A 25,695-nucleotide genomic window follows, 5' to 3' on the forward strand; every position below is an offset into this window, starting at 1 on the left:
TTCCCCATTTTGAGTTCAGATGCGGACTCCGTCTCCCCTTGCGAAGGCTGGCTGCTCCCCACATCGTCGGGCAAGCCGTAACCGATCTCGACCACAAAGGCTCCTTACCCGGCGGGCCTTCGCAAGGTTGGAGCATGTCTGCCAGCGTCGTCCGGCCAGGAGACCGAACGACAGCCTTCCTCTTCCCCCCTTCCTCTTCCCCCCTTCTCCTCTGGGGGGGGGGAGGGGCCGGGGGTTGAGGTGAGGCCGCCGCGCGGAGAGGAGAAGGGGCCGGGGGTTGAGGTGAGGCCGCCGCGCGGAGAGGAGAAGGGGCCGGGGGTTGAGGTGAGGCCGCTAATCTCCACCGAGCGCCGCCGCGACGGCATCCACGGCCTGATCCAGTTCCGCTGGCGTCATGACCAGGGGCGGCAGCAGCCGCAGGACCGTGGGGCCGGCCGGGAGCGCGAGCACGCCCAGGGCTTGCAGGCTTTGCAGGGTGGGCGTGACCCGTGTGCGCAGCTCGATGCCGACCAGCAGACCGCGTCCGCGCACCTGGCGCACCACCGGCAACGACGCCACACGCGTCTGCAATTGTTCCAGGAGATACGCGCCCTGCACCGCCGCCTGGCCAGGCAGATCGCCCTGTTCCAACACATCCAGCGTCGCTAGGGCCGCTGCGCAGGCCAGGGGGTTGCCGCCGAAGGTGGAGCCGTGACTGCCCGCGGGCAATGGGCCAAAGCGTTCGTGCAGCAGCGTCGCGCCCATCGGCACGCCGCCCGCAATCCCCTTGCCCAGCGCCATCAGATCGGGCGTCACCCCATCGTGCTGGCAGCCAAACCAGCGGCCGGTGCGCCCGAAGCCGGTCTGCACCTCGTCCACGATTAGCAGCGCGCCGACATGTTGACATAACGTCTGCACACTCGCCAGGTAACCGGGGCTTGGCGGCCGCGCGCCCCCTTCGCCCTGCACCGGTTCCACGATGACGGCCGCGGTCTGATCATCCAGGCTGGCGGCCAGCGCATCCAGGTTGTCGTAAGGCACGTGCTTGAAGCCCGGCAGCAGCGGCTCGAACGGCTCGCGGTACTTCGGCTCCCAGGTCGCGCTCAGGCTGCCAAACGTGCGCCCATGAAAGCCTCGCTGCATGGCGATGATGCCCGGCCGGCCGGTCAGCAGACGGGCGAACTTGAGCGCCGCCTCCACCGCTTCCGTGCCGGAGTTACACAGGAAGGCGCGCGTCAGACCCGCCGGCGCCAGCCCCGTCAACCGCGCCAGCAGCGCCGCCCGCCGGTCGTTATAGAAAATCTCCGGGCAGGTGATGAGCGTCGCGGCCTGCTGCGCCACCGCCGCCGCCACGGCCGGATGGGCATGACCGATCAGCGCCACCCCCTGGCCGCTCGTGCAGTCCAGGTAGCGCCGCCCCGCGTCATCCCACACCCACACCCCTTCCCCACGCACCAGCGTCAACGGCCGCTTCGGATAGCAGCCGCTCGTGTGCCGGTTTTCTATTTCGCTCCACATTCCCTCACCCATGCCCCATTACCCCCTCAATCCCGGAGATCGGAGATTTGAGACCGGAGACCGGAGACCACTCGCCTTCCACGTACCCGATCTCCGATCTCTGATCTCCAATCTTCCTCCTTCATCCTTCAATTTTCGTTCCTTCTCCGGCCAGCGCGGCGCGCAGAGGCTCCGGCCGACGACCATCGCCAATGACGACCTGGGAAACTCCGCCCTGCAGCGCCTCTTGCGCGGCCAGCACCTTGCGCTTCATCTTGCCTTTCGCATAGTCATGTGCGTTTCCCAGGTCAGCCAGGCTGAGGTTGGTGAGCAGGCTCGATTCGTCCGGGAAGCGGGCGAGCAGGCCGGGCGCGCTGGTCAGTAGAATCAGGGTATCTGCGTGCAGCGCGGCGGCCACCGCGGCCGCGGCGCGGTCGCCGTCCACGTTGATCGCCTCATGATTGAAACTGAGCGCGGGCGGGGTCAGCACCGGGAAGTAGCCGTTGTCCAGCAGCAGGGTCAGCAGCCCGCGATTGACCTGCTCCACCTTGCCGGTGAAGTCGTCGCGCAGCACCTTCTGACGGCCGTTCTCTACGATGCGCAGGACATCCTTGCGCGTCCCGCGCAGCAGCCCGCCGTCCAGCCCGCTCAAGCCCACCGCGTTGACCCCCAGCCCTTGCAGGCGTTCGACCAGCCCCTTGTTGATTTGCCCACAGTAGGCCATCTCGAAAATTTCCAGCGTGCGCCGATCCGTGCGCCGGCTGACATGGCCCGAAGTCGAAGTGACATACTGCGCCGGATGCCCCAGCGCCGCGGCCAGCTCGTCGGTCGTCTCCGCGCCGCCATGCACCAGCACCAACCGCTGTCCGGCTCGCAGCAGCGCCGCCACATCCTCGCACAGCCCTGCCAGATTCAACCCCTTGCCGCCGCCAATTTTCACGACAATCATGTTCACATCCTCAACGAAGACCGGAGACCGGAGACCGGAAAAACTCCCTTCTTCCACGAAACCCGATCTCTGATCTCCAATCTCTGATCTCCAATCACACCGGATGCAACCCTGTAAATCCCAACCCCGCGGTCTCGTCCCAGCCGGCCATCAGGTTGAGGCACTGCACGGCGCTGCCGGCCGCGCCCTTCACCAGGTTGTCGAGGGCAGCCAGGACCACCACCCGGCCGCTGACCGGGTCCAGCTCGAAGCCCACATCCACGTAATTGCTGCCGGCCAGGATCTTCGGCTCCGGGTAGCGGTACAGCCCCTGGCGCTCCTTGACGATGCGCACGAACGGCTCTTTGCCGTACGCGGCCCGGTACGCGGCCCATAACTCCTTGTCGCCGAGGCTGCGATCCCTGAGAAAGACATGCCCGGTCGCCAACACCCCGCGCACCATCTCCACCGCGGTGACCGACAGGTGAATGGGCGGCGCGGCGCCGGTCAGACTGAGCGCCTGGCGCACCTCGGCCGTGTGGCGATGGCCGGTCGGCGCAAAGCTGCGCACCACCCCCGCGCGCTCCGGGTGATGGCTCGACGGCCCCGCCTCCGCGCCCCCTTCGCTGGAACCGACCTTCACCTCCACCACCACATCGCGGGCAGGGTCGGCCAGGCCAGCCTTGAACAGCGGCCACAGGGCCAGGGTGGCCGCGGTGGCGTTGCAGCCGACGCCGCTGACGTACCGGGCCTGGCGCAGCGCGTCACGGTGCAGCTCCGGCAGGCCGTAGACAAAACGATCCAGCCAGGCCGGCGCGGCGTGTTCATGGCCGTACCAGGTGACATAATCCGCCGGGCTGCGCAGGCGGAAGTCCGCGCTGAGGTCAATGAGGCGCGGAGCCAGGCTGGTCCACTGCTCGATGCGCTGCTGCGCGGCGCCGTGCGGCAGGCAGGCGAAGAGCACATCTACCGGCTGCAGTTCGCTGGCCGCGGTGAACTTCAGACGGGTGCGGCCGCGCAGGTTGGGGTGCATGAAATGCACGAAGCGGCCGGCCTGGCGCTCCGAGGTGATCTGCGTCACCTCGACGTGCGGGTGGTCGAGCAGCAGGCGCAGCAGTTCGCCGCCGGTGTAGCCAGAGCCGCCCAGGATCGCGACCGTCAGGCGGCCGTTCACAGGGCCGCCCCGGGCGCGGCGCTGCGCCAGCCGTTGGCCGCGGCCCAGCCGTCACGCGCCACGGCCAGGGCAAAGTCTACGATGCGGCCTGGAATATCCACGCCCGTCGGCTCGATCGAGTTGCGGAACTCCATCGTGTAGTTCACCTCATTGATGAGCAGACCGCGGTCGGGGTCCTCGAAGACATCAATCGCCACCACGCCGCCGCCCACGGCCGTGGCCGCACGCACGCACAGGTCGTTCAGCTCTGGCGTCACCGGGCAGACGCTGGCCTGGCCCCCGCGCGCAGTGTTGGTGATCCAGTGCGGCGAGTGGCGATAGATCGCGCAGATCGTCTCGTTGCCCACGACGAAGGCGCGAATGTCGCGGCCCGGTTTGCGCACGTACTCCTGGATGTAAAAGATCGAATGGTGGTAGGTGCCGAGGGTCTCCTTGTGCTCCAGGATCGCCTCGGCCGCCTCGCGATCGTTGATCTTGCTCAGCAGACGGCCCCAGGAGCCGACGGCCGGCTTCAGCACCACCGGGTAGCCCAGGCTTTCGATAGCCTGCAAGGCCGATTCGGGCGTGAAGGCCACCAGCGTGCGCGGGGAAGGCACGCCGCAGCGAAAGAGCGCGCTGGTGGTCAACAGCTTGTTACCGCAGGTGTCGGCCACCTCGAAGGTGTTGACCGTCGGCACGCCCGCGTCGTTCAGGATGCGCAGCGCGTAGAGCGCGCGGCTGTGATTGATGCAGCGCTCGATCACCACATCGTAATCAAAGCCGTTGCGCCCCAGCTCGAAGATCACCTCGCGGTCGTCAATCGTCGCATAGCCGATGCCTCGTTTCTCCAGGGCGCTGATAATCAGCTTCTCCTCCACGCGCACGCGTGACAGCAGCACACCGATGCGCATGGCCTACTCCCCCCAATCCTCTTCGACTTCCGGCGCCAGGTCAACCGTCAACGGGCTGACGCTCAGCACTTCCAGCTCCACCCCGCACTCCGGGCACTGCACGATCTCCCCGGCCAGCACATCGCCGCCGATCTCGATCTCCGCGGCGCACTCAGGACACATCACGTTACTCATCTTGGAATCCTCCTCATTGTTTGCTCTTTAGATCAGAGATCAGAGATCAGAGATCGGGTTTCGTGGAAGAAGGGAGTTTTCCGGTCTCACGCCTCACTTCCAACCGCAAATCAACCGCCTTCTGGTTGCACCAGGTTCCCGTGCTCCGTCTCGTGTTCTCCGGTTCTCCCGCTCCGCTCTGCTCTTCCTCGCCCTAATCCCGGGTCTCCGGTCTCCGATCTCCAACCTCCTGACTACCGCCTGCGTCACCTCTGCAGTCGTGGCATTTCCGCCCAGGTCGGGGGTCAGCGGGCCGGACGCCAGCACCTGGTTGACGGCGTGTTCGATGCGGGCGGCCGCGTCCGCCTGGCCCAGGCTGCGCAGGAGCAGGGCGCCGGCGCGGATGGCCGCCAGGGGATTGGCGATGCCCTGCCCGGCGATGTCCGGCGCGGAGCCATGCACCGGTTCGGCCACGACAAAGCGCTCGCCCTGGTTGGCCGACGCGGCCAGGCCTAATCCGCCGGTCAGGCCGGCCGCCAGGTCGCTCAGAATGTCGCCGAACAGGTTGGTGGTGACGATGACATCGAAGTGCTGCGGCTGGCGCACCAGGCGGTAGGCCACGCTGTCCACCAACCCCTCCTCCACCTGAACATCGGGGAAATCGGGCGCCACGCTCAGGCTGGCCTCGCGAAAGAGGCCGTCGGTCACGCGCAGGACGTTGGCCTTATGCACCAGCGTCACCAACCCGCGACGCCGGCGGGCCTGCTCCAGCGCGACGCGCATGATGCGTTCGCTGGCGCGGCGGGTAATCACCCGTTCCGCAATCGCGGTGTCGCCCTCCAGCCGTTCACGGCCCGCGTACATCCCCTCCGTGTTCTCGCGCACGATCAGCAGATCAATGCCCGGCCAACTGCCAGGCGTCGGTGCGCTGACCAGCGGCCGCAGGTTGGCGAACAGATCGAACTGTTGGCGCATCTGCACGATGGGGCTGCGGTAGCCGGGCGCTGCGTGCGCTGGACTGCTCACCGCGCCAAAGAGCGCGCCGTCCACCGTTGCCAGGGCCTGCACGGTGGCTGCGGGCAAGGCGGACCCGGAGCGCACGAACGTTTGCCAACCGGCCTCCAGCTCCACGAACTCCACGGCAACCCCGCTGGCCTGCATCGCCGCGGCCGCGGCCGGCGTCACCTCCTGGCCGATGCCATCCCCGGGGATCAGCGCAATGCGCAGTGGCAAAGCGTGTGCCCGGTTCATGCCGCGCCGCCATCGGTGGCCAGGTGCGCCTTGAGGTACGGAATCAGGCCGCCGGCCGCGACAATGCCATGCACCGAGGGCGACAGCGGCGGGAACTCGAAATCGCCGGCCGCGCTGTGGATGACGTGGGCATCGAGATCAATCGCGATCTCGTCGCCGTGCTGCAGCGCATCCACGGCCGCGGCGCAGGTCAGCGCGGGCAAGCCGTTGTTCAGCGCGTTGCGGTAGAAGATGCGCGCAAAGCTGCGTGCGATCACCGCGCCCACGCCGGCATATTTCAGGCAGGTCGCGCCCTGCTCGCGGCTGCTACCACAGCCCCAATTACGGCCGCCGATCACCACATCACCGGGCCGCACGTTCTGCGCAAACGCCGGGTCCAGATCCTCCAGCGCATGGCGGGCAATCTCCAGCGGCTCGGTCAGGGTGTACGTGTACTTGCCCGGGAAAATCACATCAGTATTCACATCATCGCCGTATTTCCAGACACGGCCGCGAATTAACGTCACTTTTCTATCTCCTCTGGATGCACAATCCGCCCCGCCACCGCGCTGGCCGCGACGACGGCCGGGCTGGCCAGGTAGATTTCGCTGTCAGCCGTGCCCATGCGCCCCTTGAAGTTGCGGTTGGCGCTGCTGATGCACACCTCGCCGGGCGCCAGGATGCCCAGGTGATTGCCCATGCAGGGGCCGCAGCCCGGCGGGCCGATGACCGCGCCGGCCTCGATGAAGGTCTCGATGTACCCGGCGCGCAGCGCGTCGAGATAAATCTCGCTGGAGGCCGGGATTACCAGCAGCCGCGTCCCCGCGGCCACCCGCCGGCCGCTCAAAATGGCCGCGGCCTGCGCCAGATCTTCCAGCCGCCCGTTGGTGCAGGTGCCCAGGAACGCCTGCTGCACAGCCGTGCCCGCCAGCGCCGACACCGGCGCCACGTTGTCCACCGTATGCGGACAGGCCACGCTCGGCTCAACCGCGCTGGCATCGAACACATGCCGGCCGGCATACACCGCGTCCGAATCAGGGTAGAGCGCCGCCGCTGAGATTTGAGATTTGAGATTTGAGACCGGAGATTGGAGACCGGTTGGCTTGTTGACGGTGATTTCGGTCGTTGGAGACTGGAGACGGGACACTCCCGCCCACACGCCCTTCGTCCTCCACGTACCCGGTCTCTGGTCTCTGATCTCTGATCTCTGTTCTCTGACTGCCGACCGGAGACCGCTCGCCCTCCACGTACCTGATCTCTGATCTCTGATCTCTGATCTCTGACTGCCGACCGGCGACCTGAAACTCCAAATCACTCAACTCCCTTCCTCCACACACCTGATCTCTGATCTCTGGTCTCTGATCTCTGACCTCTGATCTCACCCTCCTCGCCGCCAGCCAGGCAAAAACCGCTTCATCCGGGGCCAGGTACGCGTTCTTGACGCCGAACTCGGCCATCATGTTGGGCAAGACCATGCGGCTTTCCAGGGACAGGGCCTCGATGGCTGGGCCGCTGATCTCCACCGAGGCGTAGAGTCCACCGTCCGCGCCCAGGCGACCGATGATGGTCAGGGCCAGGTCTTTGGCCGTGGCCCAGGCCGTCAGGCGACCGTTGACCACGATCTGGATGCTCTCCGGCACGCGCAGCCACAGTTCGCCGGTGGCCCAGATCGCGGCCATCTCGCTGCGACCCACGCCCGCGCCGAACGCGCCCAGCCAGCCAAAATGCGGAGTGTGCGAATCCGCGCCGAGCACCGTTTGTCCGGGCAGGACAAGGGCCTCTTCGCTCAACACCTGGTGGCAGATGCCGCGGCCGACATCGAAGAAATGGCGGATGCCCTGCTCGGCCACAAAGCGACGCACCTCCGCATGGTTCTGCGCATGCTGCGTCGTGGGCGCGGGCGCGGCGTGATCGAGCGTGATCGCCAGGCGCTCCGGGAAACGCACGCGGCTGACGCCGAGCTGGCGGAAGATGCGCAGGATGGCCGCGCTGTTGTCATGGCTCAGGGCCATGTCGGGCCGGGCATCCACCACCTGACCTGGCGTCACCGCCGCCAGCCCGGCCGCACGCGCCAGCGCTTTCTCTGCAAATGTTTTTCCCATCGGGGTTAGCCCACCAGCCCGCGCAGCCACAAATGAGCCAGGCCGCAGATCACCACACGATCCTTGATGATGCCGCTGCTGACCGCCTGCTTGAGCCATGCCACCGTGACCCAATGATTGACAACGATCTCGGCATCGTCCGGGTGTGAATGGCCCGTTGGCCGCAGGTTACGGCCGAGCGCCAAGTGACTGATGGCGTTGCCCAGGCCGGGGTTGTCCCAGCACGCGCCCAGGTATTCCAGCGATTCGGCCTCATAACCGCTCTCCTCGCGCAACTCACGCGCGGCGCAGGCCAGCAGGTCCTCGCCCACATTGGCCAGCCCGCCCGGCGCCTGCCAAACCACCTGGCCGACCGGGTGACGATACTCTTGCTGGAGCAGGATTTCTCCGGCCGCGTTCAAGCCGATGATGCCCACGCCGGCCACCTCTCGATGCACATTGGTGTACTCATAGGTGCGGCCATCCGGCAGGCGCACCGTGTCGAGGGTCACGTGCAGCCAGCGGTTCTGAAACGCGTCGCGCGAATCAACCAGTTGCCAGGAGGCGATCGGCGCCGGCGTGAGCGATGTGGCGTTGGCTGGGGTCATGCGGTCACCCTGTTGGGATTTCCGATTTCCGAGTTGGGGTTTGGGATTCGAACTATGGGGATTTTCTGATGCCAGGCGCGCAGCACGGCGTCCACATCCTCCAGCGCCATCGGTTTTACGTCGGCCAGAGCCTTGATGTGCGCGGTGGCCTCTTTGAGATCGTCGTCGGTCAACGCCAGTCCCAACTGCTCGGCCCGGCTCTTGACCGCGTTCCAGCCGGTGAGGCGGTGGGCGATATGCACGTAGCGGGTCAGACCAAAATCAGCCGGATCGAGGATTTCGTAGGTGGAGGGGTTGTTGAGAATGGCTTTGGCGTGAATGCCGGCCTTGTGCGTGAACGCGGTGAAGCCGGTGATGTAGTTATTGAACGGCACATCAATCCCGACGATACCCGCGACCAGGTTTTCAACCTCGCGCAGCATAGGCAGATTGTATTTGGTGACCAGGTTGCGGTCGGTGGCGTAGAGGCGGGCAATCATGCCGCCGAGAGGGGTGATGCCGTTGCGCTCGCCGATGCCGAGCACGGTGGTGTCCACATGCGTCACGCCGGCCTCCAGCGCGCAGAAAGCGTTGGCGATGGCGCAGCCGCTGTCGTTGTGCCCGTGGAACTCGATGTCGCAGCTAACCAGTTTGCGCAGCGTGCTGACCAAGTCGTACACCTGGCGGGGATTGGCGACGCCCACGGTGTCCGCGATGCCCGCGGTTGACGCCGATCTGATCCACGGCCCGGTAGATAGTCAGCAGGTCAACCAGGTCAGAGCGGAACGAATCCTCCGTACTGAAGCGGACCTGCACGCCCTGGCTCTTGATGAACTCGACCACGCTGATTGCCTGCTCGATGATGTAGGGGATGTCCTTGCCGTGGCTGAACTGGCGCAGGTAGGACGAGGTGCCGATCACCACGTCAATGCCGTCCACGCCGGTGTCAACGGCCACGCGTGCGTCGTCCATGTGGCAGCGGGTGTGGGTCAGGATGCGGGTGCGCCGCGGCAGGGCGGCGATTGTGCGGCAGTCCTCCAGGCTCTGCGGCGAGGCCAGGGGCGAGGTCAGTTCCAGGAACTCGACGCCGAACGCGTCCAGGGCCTGGGCAATTTCCACCTTCTGCGCGGTGGTGAAGAAGGCGTTGGCAAACTGCTCCCCCTCGCGCAGGGTGGACTCGATAATGGCAAAATTCGTGAGCGGCATGAGATTTTCTCCTCCGGTTTTGGGGCAATAAAAAAGCCGGCCCCAGGTTATCCTGGCAGCCGGCTTTGCTGTCCTGATTGACGAGCAAGCACCATCTACCAGACGTGGTCGTCCGGCTTCTTGGCCTTGCTCTGCTTGCAAACAAACTGAATCGTCATGGTCTTCATCCTATCTTGCGAACGGGCGGGAGTTTAGCATAGGGGAGGTGAGGTGTCAAATCAGGAAATTGGCCGCTCAGCCGCGACGCAGGCGTGTCAACGGTTTGAAGCCTTCGCCCAGGACCTCAGTGCTGGGGGTGATGACCATGAAGGCGTCAGGGTCGGCCGCGCTGACGATGCTGCGCAGGGCGCCGACTTCGCGGCGATGCACGACGGTGAAGAGCATGATGCGCTGATTACCAGTGAAGCCGCCCTGGCCGGTCAGAATGGTCACGCCACGGCCCAGGCGCTGCAGGATGGCCGTGCGCACGTCGTCCGGCGCCTGGGTGACGATGAAGGCCGTATGGCTGGCGTTGAAGCCCACGTCAACGACATCAATCACACGGGCCATAACCCACGCGGTGATCAGGGCGTAGAGCGCGGGGCCGAGGCCAAAGAAGATGGCGGCCATGCCCAGGATGAGCGCGTCCATGGCCAGCAGGGAGCTTGACATGCGGATGCCGTAGAAGTGCTCCAGCAACTTGGCAGGAAGTTCGGTGCCGCCGGAGGTCGCGCCGGCGCGAAAAACCAGCGCCTGACCGGCGCCGAAGAGCAGTCCACCGTAGGCCACGTAGAGCAGCGGTTCGCCCTGCACCGTCGGCAGGTAGGGGCGCAGGCCGTCAATCGCCAGGGAAACCAGCACGGCCGCCGCAAAAGTCTTGGGGCCAAGCTCAGCGCCGAGCAGCCAGACTCCCAGCGCGAAGAAGGGGACATTCAGGGCCAGCAGGGTCAAGCCGGTGGGCCAGCCGCGCAGGCGGTTCGCAAAGATGGCGATGGCCGTGAAGCCGCCGGGCACCACGTCATTCGGGTCGAGGAACACGTCCACGGCCAACGCCATCAAGAAACAGCCGAGCACGATGAGAATGGCATCGCGCAACAAGCGGTAATGAGGTTTCAAAGCGAGGCTGGCTCTCAGTGTTTACCGTTACTCGGCAAGGCCGGCACGTGCAGCATGAATTCGTCCAGAGATTCAGCCGCCAGCGCCAAGTCTACCATCTGCTCGAGCTGATCAAGATTCAACTGTTGCAACCTGATCTGGATGCTTGGCGGTGCAATCTGAAAACGTGCGCGCACCAGGCGCAAAAGCTGACGCAATGCGCCTTGCTGCATACCTTGCTGCATACCTTGCTGCATACCTTGCTGCATACCTTGCTGCATACCTTGCAGTATGCCTTGTTGCATGCCTTCGGCTAAACCCTGCTCCAGAATTTCCTGGTACCACGGCGATTCACGCAGGACGTTCATATCCCACCTCATGATTTGCTGTACAACCGGGATGTCGAATACGAAGCTGGCGAAAAAAGCCAGGAGCGGCTCTAAATCGCTCAGCTTTTCATCATGACGTAACATGTCCAATGCCCGGGCGACAATCTGCTGTTTGGCGCCTCCCTTGAGCACTGGCGTGAACGGAAGCAGCGCAGGTAACGGACGCTGCAAGACGATGTTGGCATCAACGGTCCACAGATTGATGACTCGGTAATCCTGTCGTGCGTGCAATCCCATGAATTCGGATTCGTAACGCTCGACTATCTTGTCGCTGTGACCTGGTGGTGGCAGGATGTTGATCAACACCGGAAACACCGGCAGCCCGAACGTTTCTTCCGCCAGGGCAGCGTAGGCCCGCATGCGCCGTGGCAGACTCGGCTTGTAGCGAATCTGCAGTTCTGTGAGCTGTAGAAACTCGCCATGCTCCGGGCTAAAGCAGCGTATCAGCACATCACTGGCTCGACTAATCCATTGGAACTCACTGGAGACAATCTCGCGTGCCGTGACATCACTGCGCTGCGTGACCCATTGCGCCCAGGCGTCTGGAGCCAGGCTGATCAGGCGTTTGCCACCAATGTCCGCTGTTTTGGGCATGATCCCCCTCGTGTAGTCGGCGCATGCTTCACGTTGACAAGAGAAGTATAAGGCGCTGGCAGCGATTCGTCAATCCTGCCGGGGCAGGTTTGCAGGAGCCGCTCGCTGAGCTTGCCGAAGCGACGCGGTGGGCGCCTCTTCGACAAGCTCAGACGGTATCCTCTTTTGGCACAAGACGGGGGGTGGCGGACCGCATGTGAGCGGAAAGTTAGTGAGATTGAGTCGCAGACCGCCTATGAGCCTGCTTACGCCGCTCAGGGCGTCTGCCTTACTCCGGGCACGCGGTGCCCCACATGGAGGCGACGGCCTGCACGTCGCGAATGTCGTTGACTTGATCACAGCCGCCGCTGGCGCGACAGTCCACATCGGCCGCACGCGTGTAGGCGCCGGTGGTCTGATACAGGCTCCAGGCGTTGGCCGTAAACGCGATGTCCACCACATCAATGCCGGTGGCGCCGCCCTCCGGGCATGAACAGTCGGGATCGGCCCAGTAGCAGGCGGTTTCGACCTGGCACGACCTGACCACGACATCGTCCAGGTTCCAGCCGTCCGGGCGACCGACGCTGGTGTCAGAGCCGAGACGGAAGCGGAACTTGACGGTTTGCCCGGCGTAGGGATTGAGGTCTACGATCGAATTGAGCCAGTCCTGCGGATCGCCGCACCAGGCGTTGACTGTGCCCAGGGGATTGCCGCTGCCGATCGGGCCGTTGTAGGGATCTGTCAACAGGCCGCTGGTGATCTGCGTCCAGGTGCTGCCGGCGTTGGTGGAGATTTCCAGGATGCCGCCGTCGTAGCAGCCGCCGGAGCGCGGTTCGAACGACTGGTAGTTCCAGAATTGGAGGCTCAGCGGATTTTGTCCGCTGGGCAGGGCGATGGACGGCGAGACCAGGCGCTGGTCGCTGCTGGTAGCCGGATCGGTGGCATGGAAGGCTTGCAGGCCGCTATGCACGCGCGTGCCCCACAGTGCCCAGGTGTTGCCGCTGCCGCCGGAACCGAGCGTCCAACCGTTGGGGCCGGTCTCGAAATCTTCACTGAGGAGCGTGCTGGGTACAAGGCCAGGGCCGCAGTCGCCGGGCGCGGCCACGGTGGTGAAAGTGAAGATGGTCGAGTAGGCGCTGACTCCGCAGGCGTTGTCAGCCCAAACGCGCCAGTAATAGCGTGTACTGGTGAACAGTGTGACCGATGGGGTGTAGCTGACGCCGGTCAGGCCGGTGGCTGAGGCGACGATGTTCGTGAAACCGGCGTCTTGTGCTACCTGGATGCTGTAGGTTGCAGCCTGCGACGCTGCATTCCAGGTGAAGGTTGGCTGGCTCGCCACGTTGGTGGCGTTGTTCGCAGGACTGACCAGGATGGGCGCGGGAGGCGCGGCATTCGCCACGTTGAGCAGCACGTTGCTGGTTTGCGAGCCGCCGTTATACAAGCCGGTAACGCCAATGGTGTAATTGCCCGTCGCAGCGCTGCCGGTGTTGCCAATGGTCAAGGTGGTGCTGCCCGGTCCGGCCACGGGGTTGGGGGCGAAGGTGGCCGTGGCGCCGAGCGGGTGGCCGAGGGCGCTGAAGGTCACGGCGCCGGCATAGCCGACGTTGATGGTGTAGTCCGCATTGGCCGGCGTGCAGATGGCCTGCGAGACGGGCGTGGCGCTGAACACCGAGAGCGTAAGGAAGACAGCGCTTACCGCGCCCCAGTTGTTGGCGGCGTCCTTGCCGCGCACGAAGATGGTGTGGCGACCGCTGTTGAGGCCGCTGGTGTTGATCGTGGCTACGGCGTTTTCAATCGTGCTGTTGAACGTGCCATCGGCGGGCGACATGGGATAGGCTACTGCGCCCGCCTGCCAGGGCGGTGTGTCAATGTAGTACTCGGCCGCGGCAACGGCCTGTGTCGGTTCGCTGCCGTTGCTGTTGTTGAAGCGGGTATCGTTGAGGGTCGCGGACAGGTTGACCGGGTCGCCGGTGGTGACGGTGACAGGGGCAGCCGCCACACCGAGGGCATCAGGTCCGGCGGCCGTCATGTACGGAGTGCGCGAGACCTTGGCCGCGTAGATCAGCGCCGGCATGTTGGTGGGCAGGATCGTGTTTTCGAAGGTGGAGCAGTCCTGGAAGAAAGAGGTTCCCAACTCGAAGGTGTACGATGCGATGCCCAGGTCGCCGTAGCTAAAATCGTCGGTGGTGCCATCGGTGGCATAGAGACCGATGGCCTGCTCAGGCAAATAGCTGTTGAAGTAGGCGAACTTGCGGCCCAGGGTTTGCAGGGCCGGGCCATTGGGCGCGACGGTGCTGGTGAAGCCCCACGGCCACAGGACCAGTTGGCTGTAACTGTGAATGTCCACGTAGACGCCGGTGGCGTCCGGCGGCGCCGGATCGGTGAGGAGGGGGCCGCGTTGATCGGGGAAGATGGCGCGCATGTAGGCTTGCGCGGCTTGAGTTTCAGGTTCCGAGGCTGCGCTGGGGCCGCGGTAGGTCTCGCTGCACTGGCTGCTGCTGGAGCCGCCGCAGCATCCCCATTGAAAGTTGAAATTGCGGTTGAGATCGGCGCCGCGACTCGTGCTGGTGGCGCCGCAATAGTTCTGATTGGTGTTCTTGCGCCACGAGAGGCCCGTCTCCGCCTGCTTGCGGCCATCGGGGTTGGTGTGCAGCATCAGATGCACTTCGTGGTAGTCCAGGATCCAGGTGACATCGGGATCTACGTTGTAGTTGGTCACCAGGTACTCGGCGAAACGTGTTGCCAGTTCGGCCGTGGTGTACTCGCGCGCATGAATGGCTGAGGTGATGAAGAGCTTGGGCTTGGGGCCAGGTACGGCAGAGTTGGTCAGGATCAGGACGTTCATGTCGTAACCGCCCAGGCCGGCGCTCTTTTGCCATGAGTTGCCGGCATCAACGAACGAAGCCAACTGCGGATAGTTCGTCACGATGCTCTGCGCGGTGGCGAAGGTCTCTTCGACAGTGCGGTAGCAGGGGTAGCCCGGAATGCCGTTGACCTGGTCGGGCGAAATTTCAGGCTTACGGTTGAAGTTGGCGGTTTCCAGCTCGTCAACCTGCAGGCGAAAGCCCAGGCGTTCGATCGCCGCGTATTCGTCCTGATCCACCGCGACCAGGACATATTTCTCTGTCGTGTTGTTGTATTCGAAGAGATCGAAATCGGCCAGTTGTTTGATCTGGGCCGCATCGTCATAATAGACGCGGGCGACCACAGGATTGGTGAATCCATCGCTGTGGGGAGGGACGACCGGGGCCGCGTGGGCAACCGGTAAGAGCAGGGAACAAAGGACGAGCGCGAGCAGAAGACGAAAGCCAGGTGAGCGTGCCATGCAAAAAAACTCCTCATCGAGACGTCAGATTCGTGATTGCTGCGGGAATGTCCTCAGTGAAGACAGCGGAGGTGCTGCCGTAGCCTGCCCATTATAGCACGCGGCGCACGCTGCGACCAAACCCTGGCGGACATTCTGTGAGCCAAGCAGCCCATTTGACAAGACGCGTCATTGCGTTTATACTCCCGCCCAGCGTAAAGAGTAAGTAGCCTGTCTTGAAGTGAGGTAGCCGTGTCGGTTAGAACCTTGTCCCTTACGACGATCGTCATTAGCACGCTCCTTGTCGGTGTAATTAGCCGGCCGGAGCGAATGGCGGTTGGGGGACAGACACGGTAGCAACGTACCTACCTTTGCAGTGTTGCAGAAGCCTTCCCACCGCCGGGAAGGTTTTTTGTTTCTCTTTGTTTTTTGATCCCAGCGCATCACGATCGAAGCCGTTCGTGTGCGCTTGACAGGCCAGGTCTCGCCCCCATGTGTGCCTTCTGAGTTTTTAGCGGCGATGATGCCCAACGGGTTGCAATGGCGCCCCTGACTACGGTGAGTCTCCTTATAGGGGGGCACGGTGGTCAGGGTTTTTTATTTGTGGCAGGTGCGGTGTACGCAGAAACTATGAGGAGATGATGATGAAACTGAGCGGTGCCCAGATGGTGTGGGAAATCATGATACGCGAGGGGGTGGATGTTGTCTTTGGTTATCCAGGCGGCGCCAATCTGCCCATTTACGATGCCATGGTGCAGTACCCCGTGCGGCATGTCCTCGTGCGCCACGAACAGTGCGCAGCGCACATGGCCGATGGTTACGCGCGCGCCACGGGCAAGGTAGGCGTCTGCATGGCCACCTCCGGCCCCGCGGCTACCAACCTCGTGACAGGGCTTGCCACCGCGCTGCTCGATTCGATCCCGCTTGTGGCGGTGACCGGTCAGGTGCCAACCACCCTGCTCGGCGGCGATGCCTTTCAGGAGACCGATGTGACCGGCGTCACCCAGCCTGTCACCAAGCACAACTACCTGGTGACCGACGTGCGCGAACTGCCGCGTGTGATGCGCGAGGCGTTTTACATCGCGCGGGAGGGACGACCCGGCCCGGTGCTGGTGGACATCTGCAAAGATGTGCAAAATGCTAAGGCTGAGTTCGAATACCCGGAGAAGATTTTCCTGCCGAGTATGACCCGCACACGCCGACCCGCGCCGCAGGCGATCGGCCAGGCGGCTGAAATCATCAATCGCGCCAGGCGCCCGCTGATCCTGGCCGGCCACGGCGTACAAATCGGCGGCGCAGAAGCGCAGTTGATGGAACTGATCGAAAAGGCCGAAATCCCCGTGGTCACCACCCTCTTGGGCATCGGCAGCATCAAGGAGACCAACCCGCTCGCCTTGGGCATGGGTGGAATGCATGGCGAGGCGGCCACCAACCTGGCGGTGCAGCAGTGCGATGTCCTGATTGCCATCGGCATGCGCTTCGATGACCGCGTCACCGGCCGCCTGGACAAATTTGCCCGCCAGGCCAAGATCATTCACTTCGAGCTGGACCCGGCCGAGGTCGGCAAGAATGTCAAGCCGGACGTGGCCGTGCTCGGCGATTGCAAGGAGACGCTGACCGAGCTGCTGCCGCACATCGAGCCGGCGCGTCACCCGGACTGGCTGCAGACGATCAAACACTGGCAGGATGAAACCCATCAGCGCGACATCGTGCAGGCCGAGGTGGATGAATTGATCCCACCCTATGTCATGCGCGCACTGTGGCACGCCACCAAGGGCAATACCTTCGTGGTTTCTGATGTGGGCCAGCACCAGATGTGGGAGGCGCAGTATTTTGTGCATGAGCGCCCGCGCCAGCTCATCACCTCCGGCGGCCTGGGCACCATGGGCTTCTCACTGCCCGCGGCCATGGGCGCCAAGGTTGCCTTTCCTGAGCAGTTGGTGTGGGCCGTGGTCGGCGATGGCGGTTTCCAGATGACGATGCAGGAACTGGGCACTATCGTCCAGGAAAACATCCCGATCAAGATTGCCATCATCAACAACGGCTTTCTGGGCATGGTGCGCCAATGGCAGCAGTTCTTCTACGAGAAGCGCTACTCCGCCACGCCGATCTTCAGCCCGGACTACGTTCAACTGGCCGCGGCCTACGGCATCCCCGCCCGCATGGTGGATCGCAAGGAAGATGTGGCCGCGGCCTTTGCCGAAGCCAATGCGCATGACGGCCCCTTCCTGATCGAATTCCGTGTCAAAGAAGAGGTCAATGTCTATCCCATGGTCGCGCCAGGCTCAGCCGTGGACGAGATGATCCGGCGCCCGATGGCGATTGTGCAGGAGTACAGCGGGGTGCAGCCGAGCTGGTGAGCGGAGATTAGAGACTGGAGATCGGAGAAGCAAGATGAAACACACATTGGTTGCGTGGATGGAAGATACGCCGGGCGTGCTCAACAGGGTCACCGGCATGTTTCGCCGGCGTAATTTCAACATCGAGAGCCTGGCGGTGGGCCACAGCGAGACGCAGGGCATCTCGCGCATGACTTTCGTGGTAGACGGCGATGAGCGCATGGTGGATCAGGCGGTCAAGCAGCTCGAGAAGGTCATCAACATCTACCGGGTGGAGAATATCAGCCAGGCGCCGGCCGTCATTCGTGAACTGGTGCTGGTGCGCGTGCGCGCCGAGGGCGCGACGCGTTCCGAGATCGTGCAGTTGACCGATATCTTCCGCGCCCACATCGTGGACGTGGCCCTCGATTCGATCGTGGTGGAGATGACCGGCCCCGAAAGCCGCATCAACAGCTTTTTGGACTTGATGCGCAATTTTGGCATCCAGGAGATGGTGCGCACCGGTCGTGTGGCGATGTCCCGCGGCCTCAACAGCGTCACCCGCGAAACGGAAGTCACACCGGGCTGGCGCCACACCAACGGCCACGCGCCGCAGTAGCGGATTGATTGTACGATTTTTTCTGAGGAGGAATGATGGCGAAGATTTTCTACGATGCCGATGCCGACCTGGGCCGGCTGGCGGGCCGCAAAATTGCGGTGATCGGTTATGGCAGCCAGGGCCATGCCCATGCGCTGAATCTGCGGGATAGCGGCTGTGATGTGCGGGTGGGGCTGTACCAGGGCAGCAAGAGCTGGGCGCAGGCCGAGGCCCATGGCCTGACCGTGCGCACCGTGGGCGATGCCTGCGCCGAGGCAGACATGATCATGATCCTGCTGCCCGACACGACGCAGGCCCGTGTTTATCGGGAGAGTATCGAGCAGGCTCTGGCGCCTGGCAAGACACTGATGTTCGCGCATGGTTTCAACATTCGCTTCAGTCAGATTCAGCCGCCCGATTTTGTAGATGTCAGCATGGTGGCGCCCAAAGCGCCTGGCCATCGCGTGCGCGAGGTCTTCGAAGAGGGCGGCGGCACCCCGTGTTTGGTGGCCGTGCAGCAAGATGCCAGCGGACATGCCCTGGCCGACGCCCTCGCCTACGCCAAGGCCATCGGCGGCACGCGCGCCGGCGTGATCCTGACCACCTTTGCCGAGGAGACGGAAACCGACCTGTTCGGCGAACAAGCCGTGCTCTGCGGCGGGGTCAGCGCGCTCGTCAAGGCCGGCTTTGACACCCTGGTTGGCGCCGGTTATCAGCCAGAAGTGGCCTATTTCGAGTGCCTGCACGAGCTGAAACTGATCGTGGACCTCTTCTATCGCGGCGGCCTGAGCTTCATGCGCTACTCGGTCTCTGATACGGCCGAACACGGCGATTACAGCGCCGGGCCGAAGATCATCACGGACCAAACCCGCGCCGCCATGCAGCAGATCCTGGCCGACATCCAGTCCGGCGCTTACGCCGAAGAGTGGATCGAAGAGAATGCGATGGGCCGTCCCTGGTTCAACGCCGTGCGCGCACGCGAGCGCGACAGCCAGTTGGAACAGGTGGGCCGCGATCTGCGCCGCATGATGCCGTGGATCAACCCACGCGAGGTCGTGCCCGGCCAGGGCGGGGCGTGATGGGGGCGGAGATCGGAGATTGGAGATTGGAGATCGGAGATTGGAGACGGCAGAACTGCCGCCTTCCACACACCCGGTCTCCGGTCTCTGATCCCTGATCTCTCTTTGGAGACTGGAGACTGGAGATTGGAGAGCACAGAGATGAAACCTGCTGTAGGAAACGATCAAATCGAACGGGATGTCATTCTGTTCTTCGATACGACGCTGCGCGATGGCGAGCAGTCGCCGGGCGCGACGCTCAATACGCAGGAGAAGCTGGAGATTGCACGCCAGCTCGCCCGTCTCGGTGTGGATATCATCGAGGCGGGATTTCCGGCGGCCTCGCCAGGCGACCTGGACGCGGTGCGTCAGGTTGCGCAGACCGTGGGCGTCGAAGCACGGCTGGACAAGTTCGGCCAGATGGCGCCGCCGCCGATCATCGCCGGGCTGGCGCGCGCCAGCCAGCACGACATCAACGCAGCCTGGGAAGCCGTGCGCCATGCCCAGCGGCCCCGCATCCACACTTTCCTGGCTACCTCACCCATCCACATGGAGTTCAAGCTCAAACTGACGCCTGAGGAGGTGATGGCAAAGGTGCATGAGATGGTTTCCTATGCCTGCAGCCTCTGCCCGGATGTTGAATTCAGCCCGGAAGACGCCGGCCGCTCCGACCCCCACTTCTTGTACAAGGTGCTTACCGTCGCCATCGCCGCCGGCGCATCCACCATCAACATCCCGGACACCGTGGGCTACACAACGCCGGCCGAGTATGGTCAACTGATTCGTGACATTCGTGCGCACACGCCAGGCGCCCGCCAGGTGGTCGTCTCCTGCCACTGCCACAATGACCTGGGCCTTGCCACCGCCAACACCCTCGCCGGCATCGAAAACGGCGCGCGCCAGGTCGAAGTGACGGTCAATGGCATTGGCGAGCGCGCCGGCAACACCTCGCTGGAAGAAATCGCCATGGCGCTCTACACCCGGCGCCAGGTCTTCGAAGTGGACACGAACATCGTCACCCAGGAAATCCACCGCTCTTCCGACATGGTCAGTCGTTACACGGGCATGGTCGTGCAGCCCAACAAAGCCATCGTCGGCGCCAATGCCTTCGCCCATGAGGCCGGCATTCACCAGGACGGCATGCTCAAGCACAAGCGCACCTACGAAATCATGGACGCCGACATGATTGGCCTCAGCCGCAGCCGCCTCGTCCTGGGCAAACACTCCGGCCGCCACGCCTTTCGCCTCAAACTCGAAGAAATGGGCTATCATCTCAGCGACGAGGACTTGGGCGAGGTCTTCTTCCGCTTCAAGGACCTGGCCGACAAGAAGAAGACCGTGACCGACAATGACATTCAGGCGCTTGTGGCCGACGAGCTCTACCAGCCGCCGGAGACCTGGGTCATCGAGAACGTCCAGGTCCAGTGTGGAACCGGCCTGATTCCCACAGCCGTCGTGCGTCTGCGCAACGCCCAGGGCGGCTTCGTGCGCACCGAGGCCGGCTTCGGCACCGGCCCGGTGGACGCCATCTACCAGAGTATCAACCATATCGTGGATGTGCCCAACAAACTGGTCGAGTTCAGTATTCAGGCTATTGATGAAGGTCTGGATGCCGTCGCTGACGTCACCCTGCGCATCGAGGCGCCGGAGCCGGTGGGCGCTGGCGAGTCCGCGCAGGGAGGGGCAGGGCGCCGTATCTTCAGCGGCCGCGGGGTGGACACCGATATCGTCGTCGCCAGTGCGCGGGCCTACATTCAGTCGCTGAACAAGCTGCTGGCCGCGCGCGAAGAACGTGCGTCGGACGTGGCGGTCTAGCGGAAGAGTGAGCAAAACATGAGCAAGCAGGAGTTGGACATGCAGACCGGGGAGTTGAGACCGGAGATCGGAGGGTGGAGACCAGAGACCGGCGATCATCCCATGCCAAAAACATCTGGCTCGCTTTACGATGCGCGTTTCGAGCATGATGCCTGCGGCATTGGCTTTGTGGCGCAGAAATCGGGCGCGGCCAGCCATCACGTACTTGAGCTTGCGCTGACCGCGCTCTGCAATCATGCCCATCGCGGCGCAGTTGCGGCCGATGGCAAGAGCGGCGACGGCGCCGGTGTCCTGACACAACTGCCCTACGATCTGCTGGCGCGCGAGGTGCTCAAGCAGGGTCTGCAGCCGCCGGCCCGCGGCGACCTGGCCGTTGGCATGGTTTTCTTGCCCCGCTACAACCTCGCACACCGCGCGCGCGCGCGCACTCTCCTGGAAGAGACGATCGCGGAGTATGGCCTGCTCAAGCTGCTCTGGCGTGATGTGCCGGTCAACGGCGACGCCCTGGGACCCTGGGCGCAAAACCTGCGCCCCTACATCGAGCAGGTCCTTGTCGCCCGACCCGCGCAGGTCGGCACGCATGAGTTCGAGCGCCGTCTCTACCTCGTGCGCAAGCGAGCCACGCAGCGCGCCTGGGCCGAGAGCATCAGCAATTTCTACATCCCATCCTTTTCATCCCTGACGGTGGTCTACAAGGGCCTCTTCGTCGCGCCGCAGTTGCCCAATTTCTACAGCGACCTGCACGACCCCGACTTCAAGACCGCCATTGCCGTTTTTCATCAACGCTACAGCACCAACACCTTCCCCACCTGGGAGCGCGCCCAGCCCTTCCGCCTGGTTTGCCATAACGGTGAAATCAACACCCTGCAGGGCAACACCTCCTGGATGACGGCACGCGAGGCCGATCTTGGCCGCTCCGACGTCTGGGGCCGTGATGCTAAAGTGCTGGCGCCGGTCATTTCCCCGCACGGCAGCGATTCGGCCATGCTCGACAACGCCCTGGATCTGCTCGTGCAATCCGGCCGCGACATTCGCCATGCCCTCATGATGCTGGCGCCCAAGGCCTGGGAAGGGACCGCCGATGTCACCCCGCAGCAGCGCGCCTTCTATCATTACCATGCCTGTCTGCAGGAGCCGTGGGACGGCCCGGCCGCGCTCAGCTTCACCGATGGCCGCATCGTGGGCAGCGCGCTCGATCGCAACGGCCTGCGCCCCGCGCGCTTTGTGATCATGGACGACGGCCTTGTCATCATGTCCTCGGAAGTGGGCGCGGTGCCGGTTGACGAAGCCCGCGTGGTGCAGAAGGGCCGCCTGCGCCCCGGCGAGATGCTGGCTGTGGACACCGCCAATGGCCTCATCGAAAACGACGCGACCATTGTCGCGCGCTTCGTCGAGCGCCAGCCCTACGGCCAATGGCTCGATCAGCACCTGGTCACCCTGGATCAGGTGTTAACCCACGCGCCCCCCCTCCCCCCAAACTTGGGGGCCAGGGGGCCGGCAGACGCGGTCGGCGACGACGGCGACGAAGAGAGGACGACCGCCGCCGCGCCAGATTCTACCCTGCCCCTGGCTGCTTTCGGCTACACGCGCGAAGAGCTCCTGGTCGTCTTGCGTCCCATGTGGAAGGACGGCCGCGAGGCGGTTGGCTCCATGGGCGATGACACGCCGGCCGCGGCCATGTCTGACGTCGCGCGCCCGCTGTTCCACTATTTCAAGCAGCGCTTCGCGCAAGTGACCAATCCACCCATTGATTCGCTGCGCGAAGAGATGGTCATGTCGCTCAGCCAACGCTTGGGGCGCCGGGCCGACCTGTTGAGTGAGACTCCGGCTGCGGCCAAATTGCTGGAGATCCCCGGCCCCATCCTGACCAGCAGCCAACTGGCTGCCCTCAAGCGCCTCGAGATGCGCGACCTGCGCCCCCCGACCTGGCATCACCTCAAACCCGCCACCCTGGACATGACCTGGGATGTGGCGGAAGGGCATCAGGAACTGCGGCCGGCCGTCGAACGCCTCTGCAACCAGGCCGCCGCCGCGGTCATCGCTGGCTGCACCCTGCTCATTCTCAGCGACCGCGCCGTCGAAGCCCAGCGCGCGCCAATCCCCTCCCTGCTCGCGGTCAGCGCCGTGCATCACCACCTGATCAAGCTGGGAGAGCGCATGCACTGCAGCCTCATCATCGAGAGCGGCGAACCGCGTGAGGTTCATCATTTCGCTGTCCTGTTGAGCTACGGCGCCAACGCCATTGTCCCCTGGCTGGCCTACGGCGCCATCGCCGAGGGCTTGCAGGCGGGGGGCCGCCATGCCACCGGGCTGAGCCAGGCAGCAGCCGAGCATAACTTCATCCAGGCCGTGGAGAAGGGCATCCTCAAGGTGATGTCCAAAATGGGCATCTCCACGCTCGATTCCTACTGCGGCGCGCAGATTTTCGAGGCCATCGGTCTGAGCGATGATCTGATCGCCAGCGCCTTCGAGGGCACACCCAATTTCCGCATCAGCGGCGTTGGTTACACCGACCTGGCCGAGGATGTCCTGACCTGGCACCGCAGCGCCTTTGCGACCCAGGCTGTGGAATTGGGCCAGGCGCCGCGTTCTGCGCACAATGGGCCTGGCAACGGCAATCTGGCGGCAGCCGAGGTCAAGCTCGAAAGCTATGGCTTCTACAAGGCCCGGCGGGGCGGCGAATATCACGCCTTCAACCCGGAAGTTGTGCGCGCCCTGCACGAGGTGGTCGGGCTGACCAAGAGCCGCGATCAGAAAGTCGGGCCGCGAGATGTGACATCACAGGTCTACCGCCGCTTCGCTGACCTGGTCGAGCGCCGGCCACCCACCGAGCCGCGCGACCTCCTGCGCATCGTCACCCGCGGCCGTCAGCCCATCGCGTTGACGGAGGTGGAGCCGGTCGCGGCCATCGTGCGCCGCTTTTCCACCGCCGCCATGTCCTACGGCGCCTTGAGCGCCGAGGCGCACGAGGCCCTGACCATCGCCATGAACCGCCTGGGGGGCGCCAGCAACAGCGGCGAGGGCGGCGAGGGCGAGGACCGCTACGGCACCCCCGCAGCCACCAAGATCAAGCAGGTCGCCTCCGGTCGTTTTGGGGTCACACCCGCGTACCTCATGGCCGCCGAGGAGCTGCAGATCAAGATGGCCCAAGGCTCGAAGCCGGGCGAGGGCGGGCAGTTGCCGGGCCACAAAGTCAGCGCCGACATTGCGCGCGTGCGCCACACCACCCCAGGGGTCGCGCTCATTTCACCGCCGCCGCATCATGACATCTACAGCATCGAAGACCTGGCGCAGTTGATCTACGATCTCAAGCAGATCAACCCGGCCGCCGCGGTCTCGGTCAAACTGGTGGCCGAGGCCGGTGTGGGCACCATTGCGGCCGGCGTGGTCAAGGGACATGCCGACATCGTGCATATCAGCGGCCACAATGGCGGCACCGGCGCCTCACCGCTGACTTCGATCAAGAACGCTGGTGCATCCTGGGAATTGGGCCTGGCGGAGGCGCAGCAGACTTTGCTCATCAACGGCTTGCGCAGTCGGGTCAGGCTGCGCGTGGATGGCGGCTTCAAGACCGGCCTGGATGTCGTGCTGGCCGCTTTGCTCGGCGCCGACGAGTTCAGTTTCGGCACCGCCGCCCTGGTGGCCGTGGGCTGCAAGATGGCGCGCGCCTGCCATCTCAACACCTGCCCGGTCGGCATCACCACTCAGCGGCCGGACCTGCGCGCCAGGTTCCCCGGCACGCCCGACATGGTGGTGGATTACATGACCCAAGTGGCCCAGGAGGTACGCGAGATCCTGTCCAGCCTCGGCGCAACCAGCCTGGATGAGATCATCGGCCATTCGGAGCTGCTGGAACAGGGGGTGACAGGGGCAGCCGCGCATCATCTCAATCTGCTGCCGCTGCTCTGGGTGCCTGACACCGGCTACGCCCGCCGCTTTGCGCCCAACGCTGAAGGTCATCCCGCCAGCCCGCCCGACGCCACGTTGGGAGACCGCCTGGCCGCGGATGCCCTGGCCGCGTGGGCTGAGCGGGAAAATGGCGAACTGGATGCTGTGGCAGAAAACCGTCCCTGTTATGAGATTCGCAATACCGATCGGACGGTGGGAGCGCGCCTGTCGGGCGCGTTGGCGCAGCGTTACGGCAACCAGGGTTTGCCCGCCGGCGCCATCGTCATCACCCTGACCGGCACGGCCGGACAGAGCTTCGGCGCGTTTGGCATCCACGGGCTGAGCCTGCGCCTCACCGGCCAAGCCAACGACTATGTGGGCAAAGGTCTGGGCGGCGCGGAGATCGTGATTCGCCCGCCGGCCGCGGCTACCTATGTCTGGCATCACAACGTGATCTTGGGTAACACCGCGCTCTACGGCGCGACGGCCGGCGAGCTGTATGCGGCCGGCCGCGCCGGCGAGCGCTTTGGGGTACGCAATTCGGGCGCCCGCGCCGTGGTGGAGGGCGTGGGCGATCACGGCTGCGAGTATATGACGGGCGGCGTGGTGGTGGTGCTGGGCAAGACCGGTCGCAACTTCGGCGCAGGTATGACCGGCGGCGCGGCGTATGTGTACGATCGCGACGACCGGCTGCCAGAACGTGCCAACACCCAGTTGGTCGCCTTGCGCCGCGTGGAGCGCGCCGAGCATGAGGCCGAGCTGCGTGATCTGCTGGAACGACACCTTGAACGCACCGATAGTCCACGCGCCACCGCCATTCTGACCGATTGGGAGAATCAACTGCCGCTCTTCTGGCGTGTGGCGCCACAAGAACAGGTGGCCGCGATCGAGGCCGCGAACGAAGGCGTCGTGGAAGAGGCAGAGACGGAACAGGGAATGGGGAACTAAGTTAC

The 25,695-nt window shown here is 64.3% G+C and carries 17 protein-coding genes and 2 pseudogenes; 5 read left to right on the forward strand and 14 right to left on the reverse strand.

Features of this window, described 5'->3' with window-relative positions:
• Positions 1 to 333: 333 nt before the first annotated feature.
• The 14 genes and pseudogenes from IPF85_RS00130 to IPF85_RS00195 all read right to left on the reverse strand — a co-directional run bounded on the left by IPF85_RS00130 (position 334) and on the right by IPF85_RS00195 (position 15,086).
• Positions 334 to 1,497 (reverse strand): aspartate aminotransferase family protein, encoded by a 1,164-nt coding sequence (locus tag IPF85_RS00130; protein ID WP_343406029.1) that lies wholly within the window; start codon positions 1,495 to 1,497, stop codon positions 334 to 336.
• 121 nt (positions 1,498 to 1,618) lie between these two features.
• Positions 1,619 to 2,425, reverse strand: coding sequence for a [LysW]-aminoadipate kinase (locus IPF85_RS00135; protein ID WP_343406030.1), 807 nt, complete (start codon positions 2,423 to 2,425; stop codon positions 1,619 to 1,621).
• Between the two features lie 94 nt (positions 2,426 to 2,519).
• A complete protein-coding gene (gene argC, locus IPF85_RS00140) occupies positions 2,520 to 3,578 on the reverse strand; it encodes an N-acetyl-gamma-glutamyl-phosphate reductase (RefSeq protein ID WP_343406031.1) in 1,059 nt (352 codons plus the stop codon).
• Complete coding sequence (gene lysX, locus IPF85_RS00145) at positions 3,575 to 4,468, reverse strand: lysine biosynthesis protein LysX (RefSeq protein WP_343406032.1); 894 nt, start codon at positions 4,466 to 4,468, stop codon at positions 3,575 to 3,577. The genes argC and lysX overlap by 4 nt, the downstream gene beginning before the upstream one ends.
• A gap of 3 nt (positions 4,469 to 4,471) precedes the next feature.
• Positions 4,472 to 4,642, reverse strand: coding sequence for a lysine biosynthesis protein LysW (lysW, locus tag IPF85_RS00150; protein ID WP_343406033.1), 171 nt, complete (start codon positions 4,640 to 4,642; stop codon positions 4,472 to 4,474).
• Positions 4,643 to 4,735: 93 nt separating this feature from the next.
• A complete protein-coding gene (locus tag IPF85_RS00155; RefSeq protein ID WP_343406034.1) occupies positions 4,736 to 5,872 on the reverse strand; it encodes an isocitrate/isopropylmalate dehydrogenase family protein in 1,137 nt (378 codons plus the stop codon).
• On the reverse strand, positions 5,869 to 6,378 hold the full coding sequence (locus IPF85_RS00160; protein WP_343406035.1) for a 3-isopropylmalate dehydratase small subunit: 510 nt from the start codon (positions 6,376 to 6,378) through the stop codon (positions 5,869 to 5,871). The genes IPF85_RS00155 and IPF85_RS00160 overlap by 4 nt, the downstream gene beginning before the upstream one ends.
• Positions 6,375 to 6,896 (reverse strand): annotated as a pseudogene (locus IPF85_RS00165) (aconitase family protein); the annotation flags it as partial. The gene IPF85_RS00160 and the pseudogene IPF85_RS00165, both read right to left, overlap by 4 nt.
• Complete coding sequence (locus IPF85_RS00170; protein ID WP_343406036.1) at positions 6,886 to 7,953, reverse strand: aconitase family protein; 1,068 nt, start codon at positions 7,951 to 7,953, stop codon at positions 6,886 to 6,888. The gene IPF85_RS00170 and the pseudogene IPF85_RS00165, both read right to left, overlap by 11 nt.
• A gap of 5 nt (positions 7,954 to 7,958) precedes the next feature.
• The gene (locus IPF85_RS00175) at positions 7,959 to 8,540 is read right to left on the reverse strand and encodes an NUDIX hydrolase (protein ID WP_343406037.1); all 582 of its coding nucleotides are present in this window, start codon (positions 8,538 to 8,540) and stop codon (positions 7,959 to 7,961) included.
• Positions 8,537 to 9,725, reverse strand: a pseudogene (gene lysS, locus IPF85_RS00180) (homocitrate synthase). The gene IPF85_RS00175 and the pseudogene lysS overlap by 4 nt, the downstream one beginning before the upstream one ends.
• A 234-nt stretch (positions 9,726 to 9,959) precedes the next feature.
• Positions 9,960 to 10,820 (reverse strand): YitT family protein, encoded by an 861-nt coding sequence (locus tag IPF85_RS00185; RefSeq protein ID WP_343406038.1) that lies wholly within the window; start codon positions 10,818 to 10,820, stop codon positions 9,960 to 9,962.
• A gap of 14 nt (positions 10,821 to 10,834) precedes the next feature.
• The gene (locus IPF85_RS00190) at positions 10,835 to 11,782 is read right to left on the reverse strand and encodes an Rpn family recombination-promoting nuclease/putative transposase (protein ID WP_343406039.1); all 948 of its coding nucleotides are present in this window, start codon (positions 11,780 to 11,782) and stop codon (positions 10,835 to 10,837) included.
• Between the two features lie 268 nt (positions 11,783 to 12,050).
• Positions 12,051 to 15,086 carry a M14 family zinc carboxypeptidase gene (locus tag IPF85_RS00195; protein ID WP_343406040.1) on the reverse strand — a complete coding sequence of 1,012 codons (3,036 nt, stop codon included), beginning with the start codon at positions 15,084 to 15,086 and terminating at the stop codon, positions 12,051 to 12,053.
• 623 nt (positions 15,087 to 15,709) lie between these two features.
• Between IPF85_RS00195 and ilvB the strand changes: the two genes are divergently transcribed.
• The 5 genes from ilvB (at position 15,710) to IPF85_RS00220 (ending at position 25,690) form a co-directional block, all read left to right on the forward strand.
• Positions 15,710 to 17,425 (forward strand): biosynthetic-type acetolactate synthase large subunit, encoded by a 1,716-nt coding sequence (gene ilvB / locus IPF85_RS00200; protein ID WP_343406041.1) that lies wholly within the window; start codon positions 15,710 to 15,712, stop codon positions 17,423 to 17,425.
• Between the two features lie 34 nt (positions 17,426 to 17,459).
• Positions 17,460 to 18,002, forward strand: a complete 543-nt coding sequence (ilvN, locus tag IPF85_RS00205; protein ID WP_343406042.1) for an acetolactate synthase small subunit — start codon at positions 17,460 to 17,462, stop codon at positions 18,000 to 18,002.
• A 35-nt stretch (positions 18,003 to 18,037) separates the two neighbouring features.
• A complete protein-coding gene (ilvC, locus tag IPF85_RS00210; RefSeq protein WP_343406043.1) occupies positions 18,038 to 19,060 on the forward strand; it encodes a ketol-acid reductoisomerase in 1,023 nt (340 codons plus the stop codon).
• A 141-nt stretch (positions 19,061 to 19,201) separates the two neighbouring features.
• Entirely contained in the window at positions 19,202 to 20,854 is a 1,653-nt protein-coding gene (locus IPF85_RS00215) for a 2-isopropylmalate synthase (RefSeq protein WP_343406044.1), read from the forward strand.
• 102 nt (positions 20,855 to 20,956) lie between these two features.
• Positions 20,957 to 25,690, forward strand: coding sequence for a glutamate synthase-related protein (locus IPF85_RS00220; RefSeq protein ID WP_343406045.1), 4,734 nt, complete (start codon positions 20,957 to 20,959; stop codon positions 25,688 to 25,690).
• Positions 25,691 to 25,695: the final 5 nt, after the last annotated feature.

Origin of the sequence: Candidatus Amarolinea dominans (assembly GCF_016704685.1) — a bacterium.
Classification (GTDB): Bacteria; Chloroflexota; Anaerolineae; order SSC4; family Amarolineaceae; genus Amarolinea; species Amarolinea dominans.

What these genes read in the sequence shown, in the direction of transcription:
- IPF85_RS00130 (WP_343406029.1), bottom strand. Translation starts at nt 1,497, where the DNA reads ATGTGGAGCGAAATAGAAAACCGGCACACGAGCGGCTGCTATCCGAAG.
- IPF85_RS00135 (WP_343406030.1), bottom strand. Translation starts at nt 2,425, where the DNA reads ATGATTGTCGTGAAAATTGGCGGCGGCAAGGGGTTGAATCTGGCAGGG.
- lysX (WP_343406032.1), bottom strand. Translation starts at nt 4,468, where the DNA reads ATGCGCATCGGTGTGCTGCTGTCACGCGTGCGCGTGGAGGAGAAGCTG.
- lysW (WP_343406033.1), bottom strand. Translation starts at nt 4,642, where the DNA reads ATGAGTAACGTGATGTGTCCTGAGTGCGCCGCGGAGATCGAGATCGGC.
- IPF85_RS00155 (WP_343406034.1), bottom strand. Translation starts at nt 5,872, where the DNA reads ATGAACCGGGCACACGCTTTGCCACTGCGCATTGCGCTGATCCCCGGG.
- IPF85_RS00170 (WP_343406036.1), bottom strand. Translation starts at nt 7,953, where the DNA reads ATGGGAAAAACATTTGCAGAGAAAGCGCTGGCGCGTGCGGCCGGGCTG.
- IPF85_RS00175 (WP_343406037.1), bottom strand. Translation starts at nt 8,540, where the DNA reads ATGACCCCAGCCAACGCCACATCGCTCACGCCGGCGCCGATCGCCTCC.
- IPF85_RS00190 (WP_343406039.1), bottom strand. Translation starts at nt 11,782, where the DNA reads ATGCCCAAAACAGCGGACATTGGTGGCAAACGCCTGATCAGCCTGGCT.
- IPF85_RS00195 (WP_343406040.1), bottom strand. Translation starts at nt 15,086, where the DNA reads ATGGCACGCTCACCTGGCTTTCGTCTTCTGCTCGCGCTCGTCCTTTGT.
- ilvB (WP_343406041.1), top strand. Translation starts at nt 15,710, where the DNA reads ATGAAACTGAGCGGTGCCCAGATGGTGTGGGAAATCATGATACGCGAG.
- ilvN (WP_343406042.1), top strand. Translation starts at nt 17,460, where the DNA reads ATGAAACACACATTGGTTGCGTGGATGGAAGATACGCCGGGCGTGCTC.
- ilvC (WP_343406043.1), top strand. Translation starts at nt 18,038, where the DNA reads ATGGCGAAGATTTTCTACGATGCCGATGCCGACCTGGGCCGGCTGGCG.
- IPF85_RS00215 (WP_343406044.1), top strand. Translation starts at nt 19,202, where the DNA reads ATGAAACCTGCTGTAGGAAACGATCAAATCGAACGGGATGTCATTCTG.
- IPF85_RS00220 (WP_343406045.1), top strand. Translation starts at nt 20,957, where the DNA reads ATGCCAAAAACATCTGGCTCGCTTTACGATGCGCGTTTCGAGCATGAT.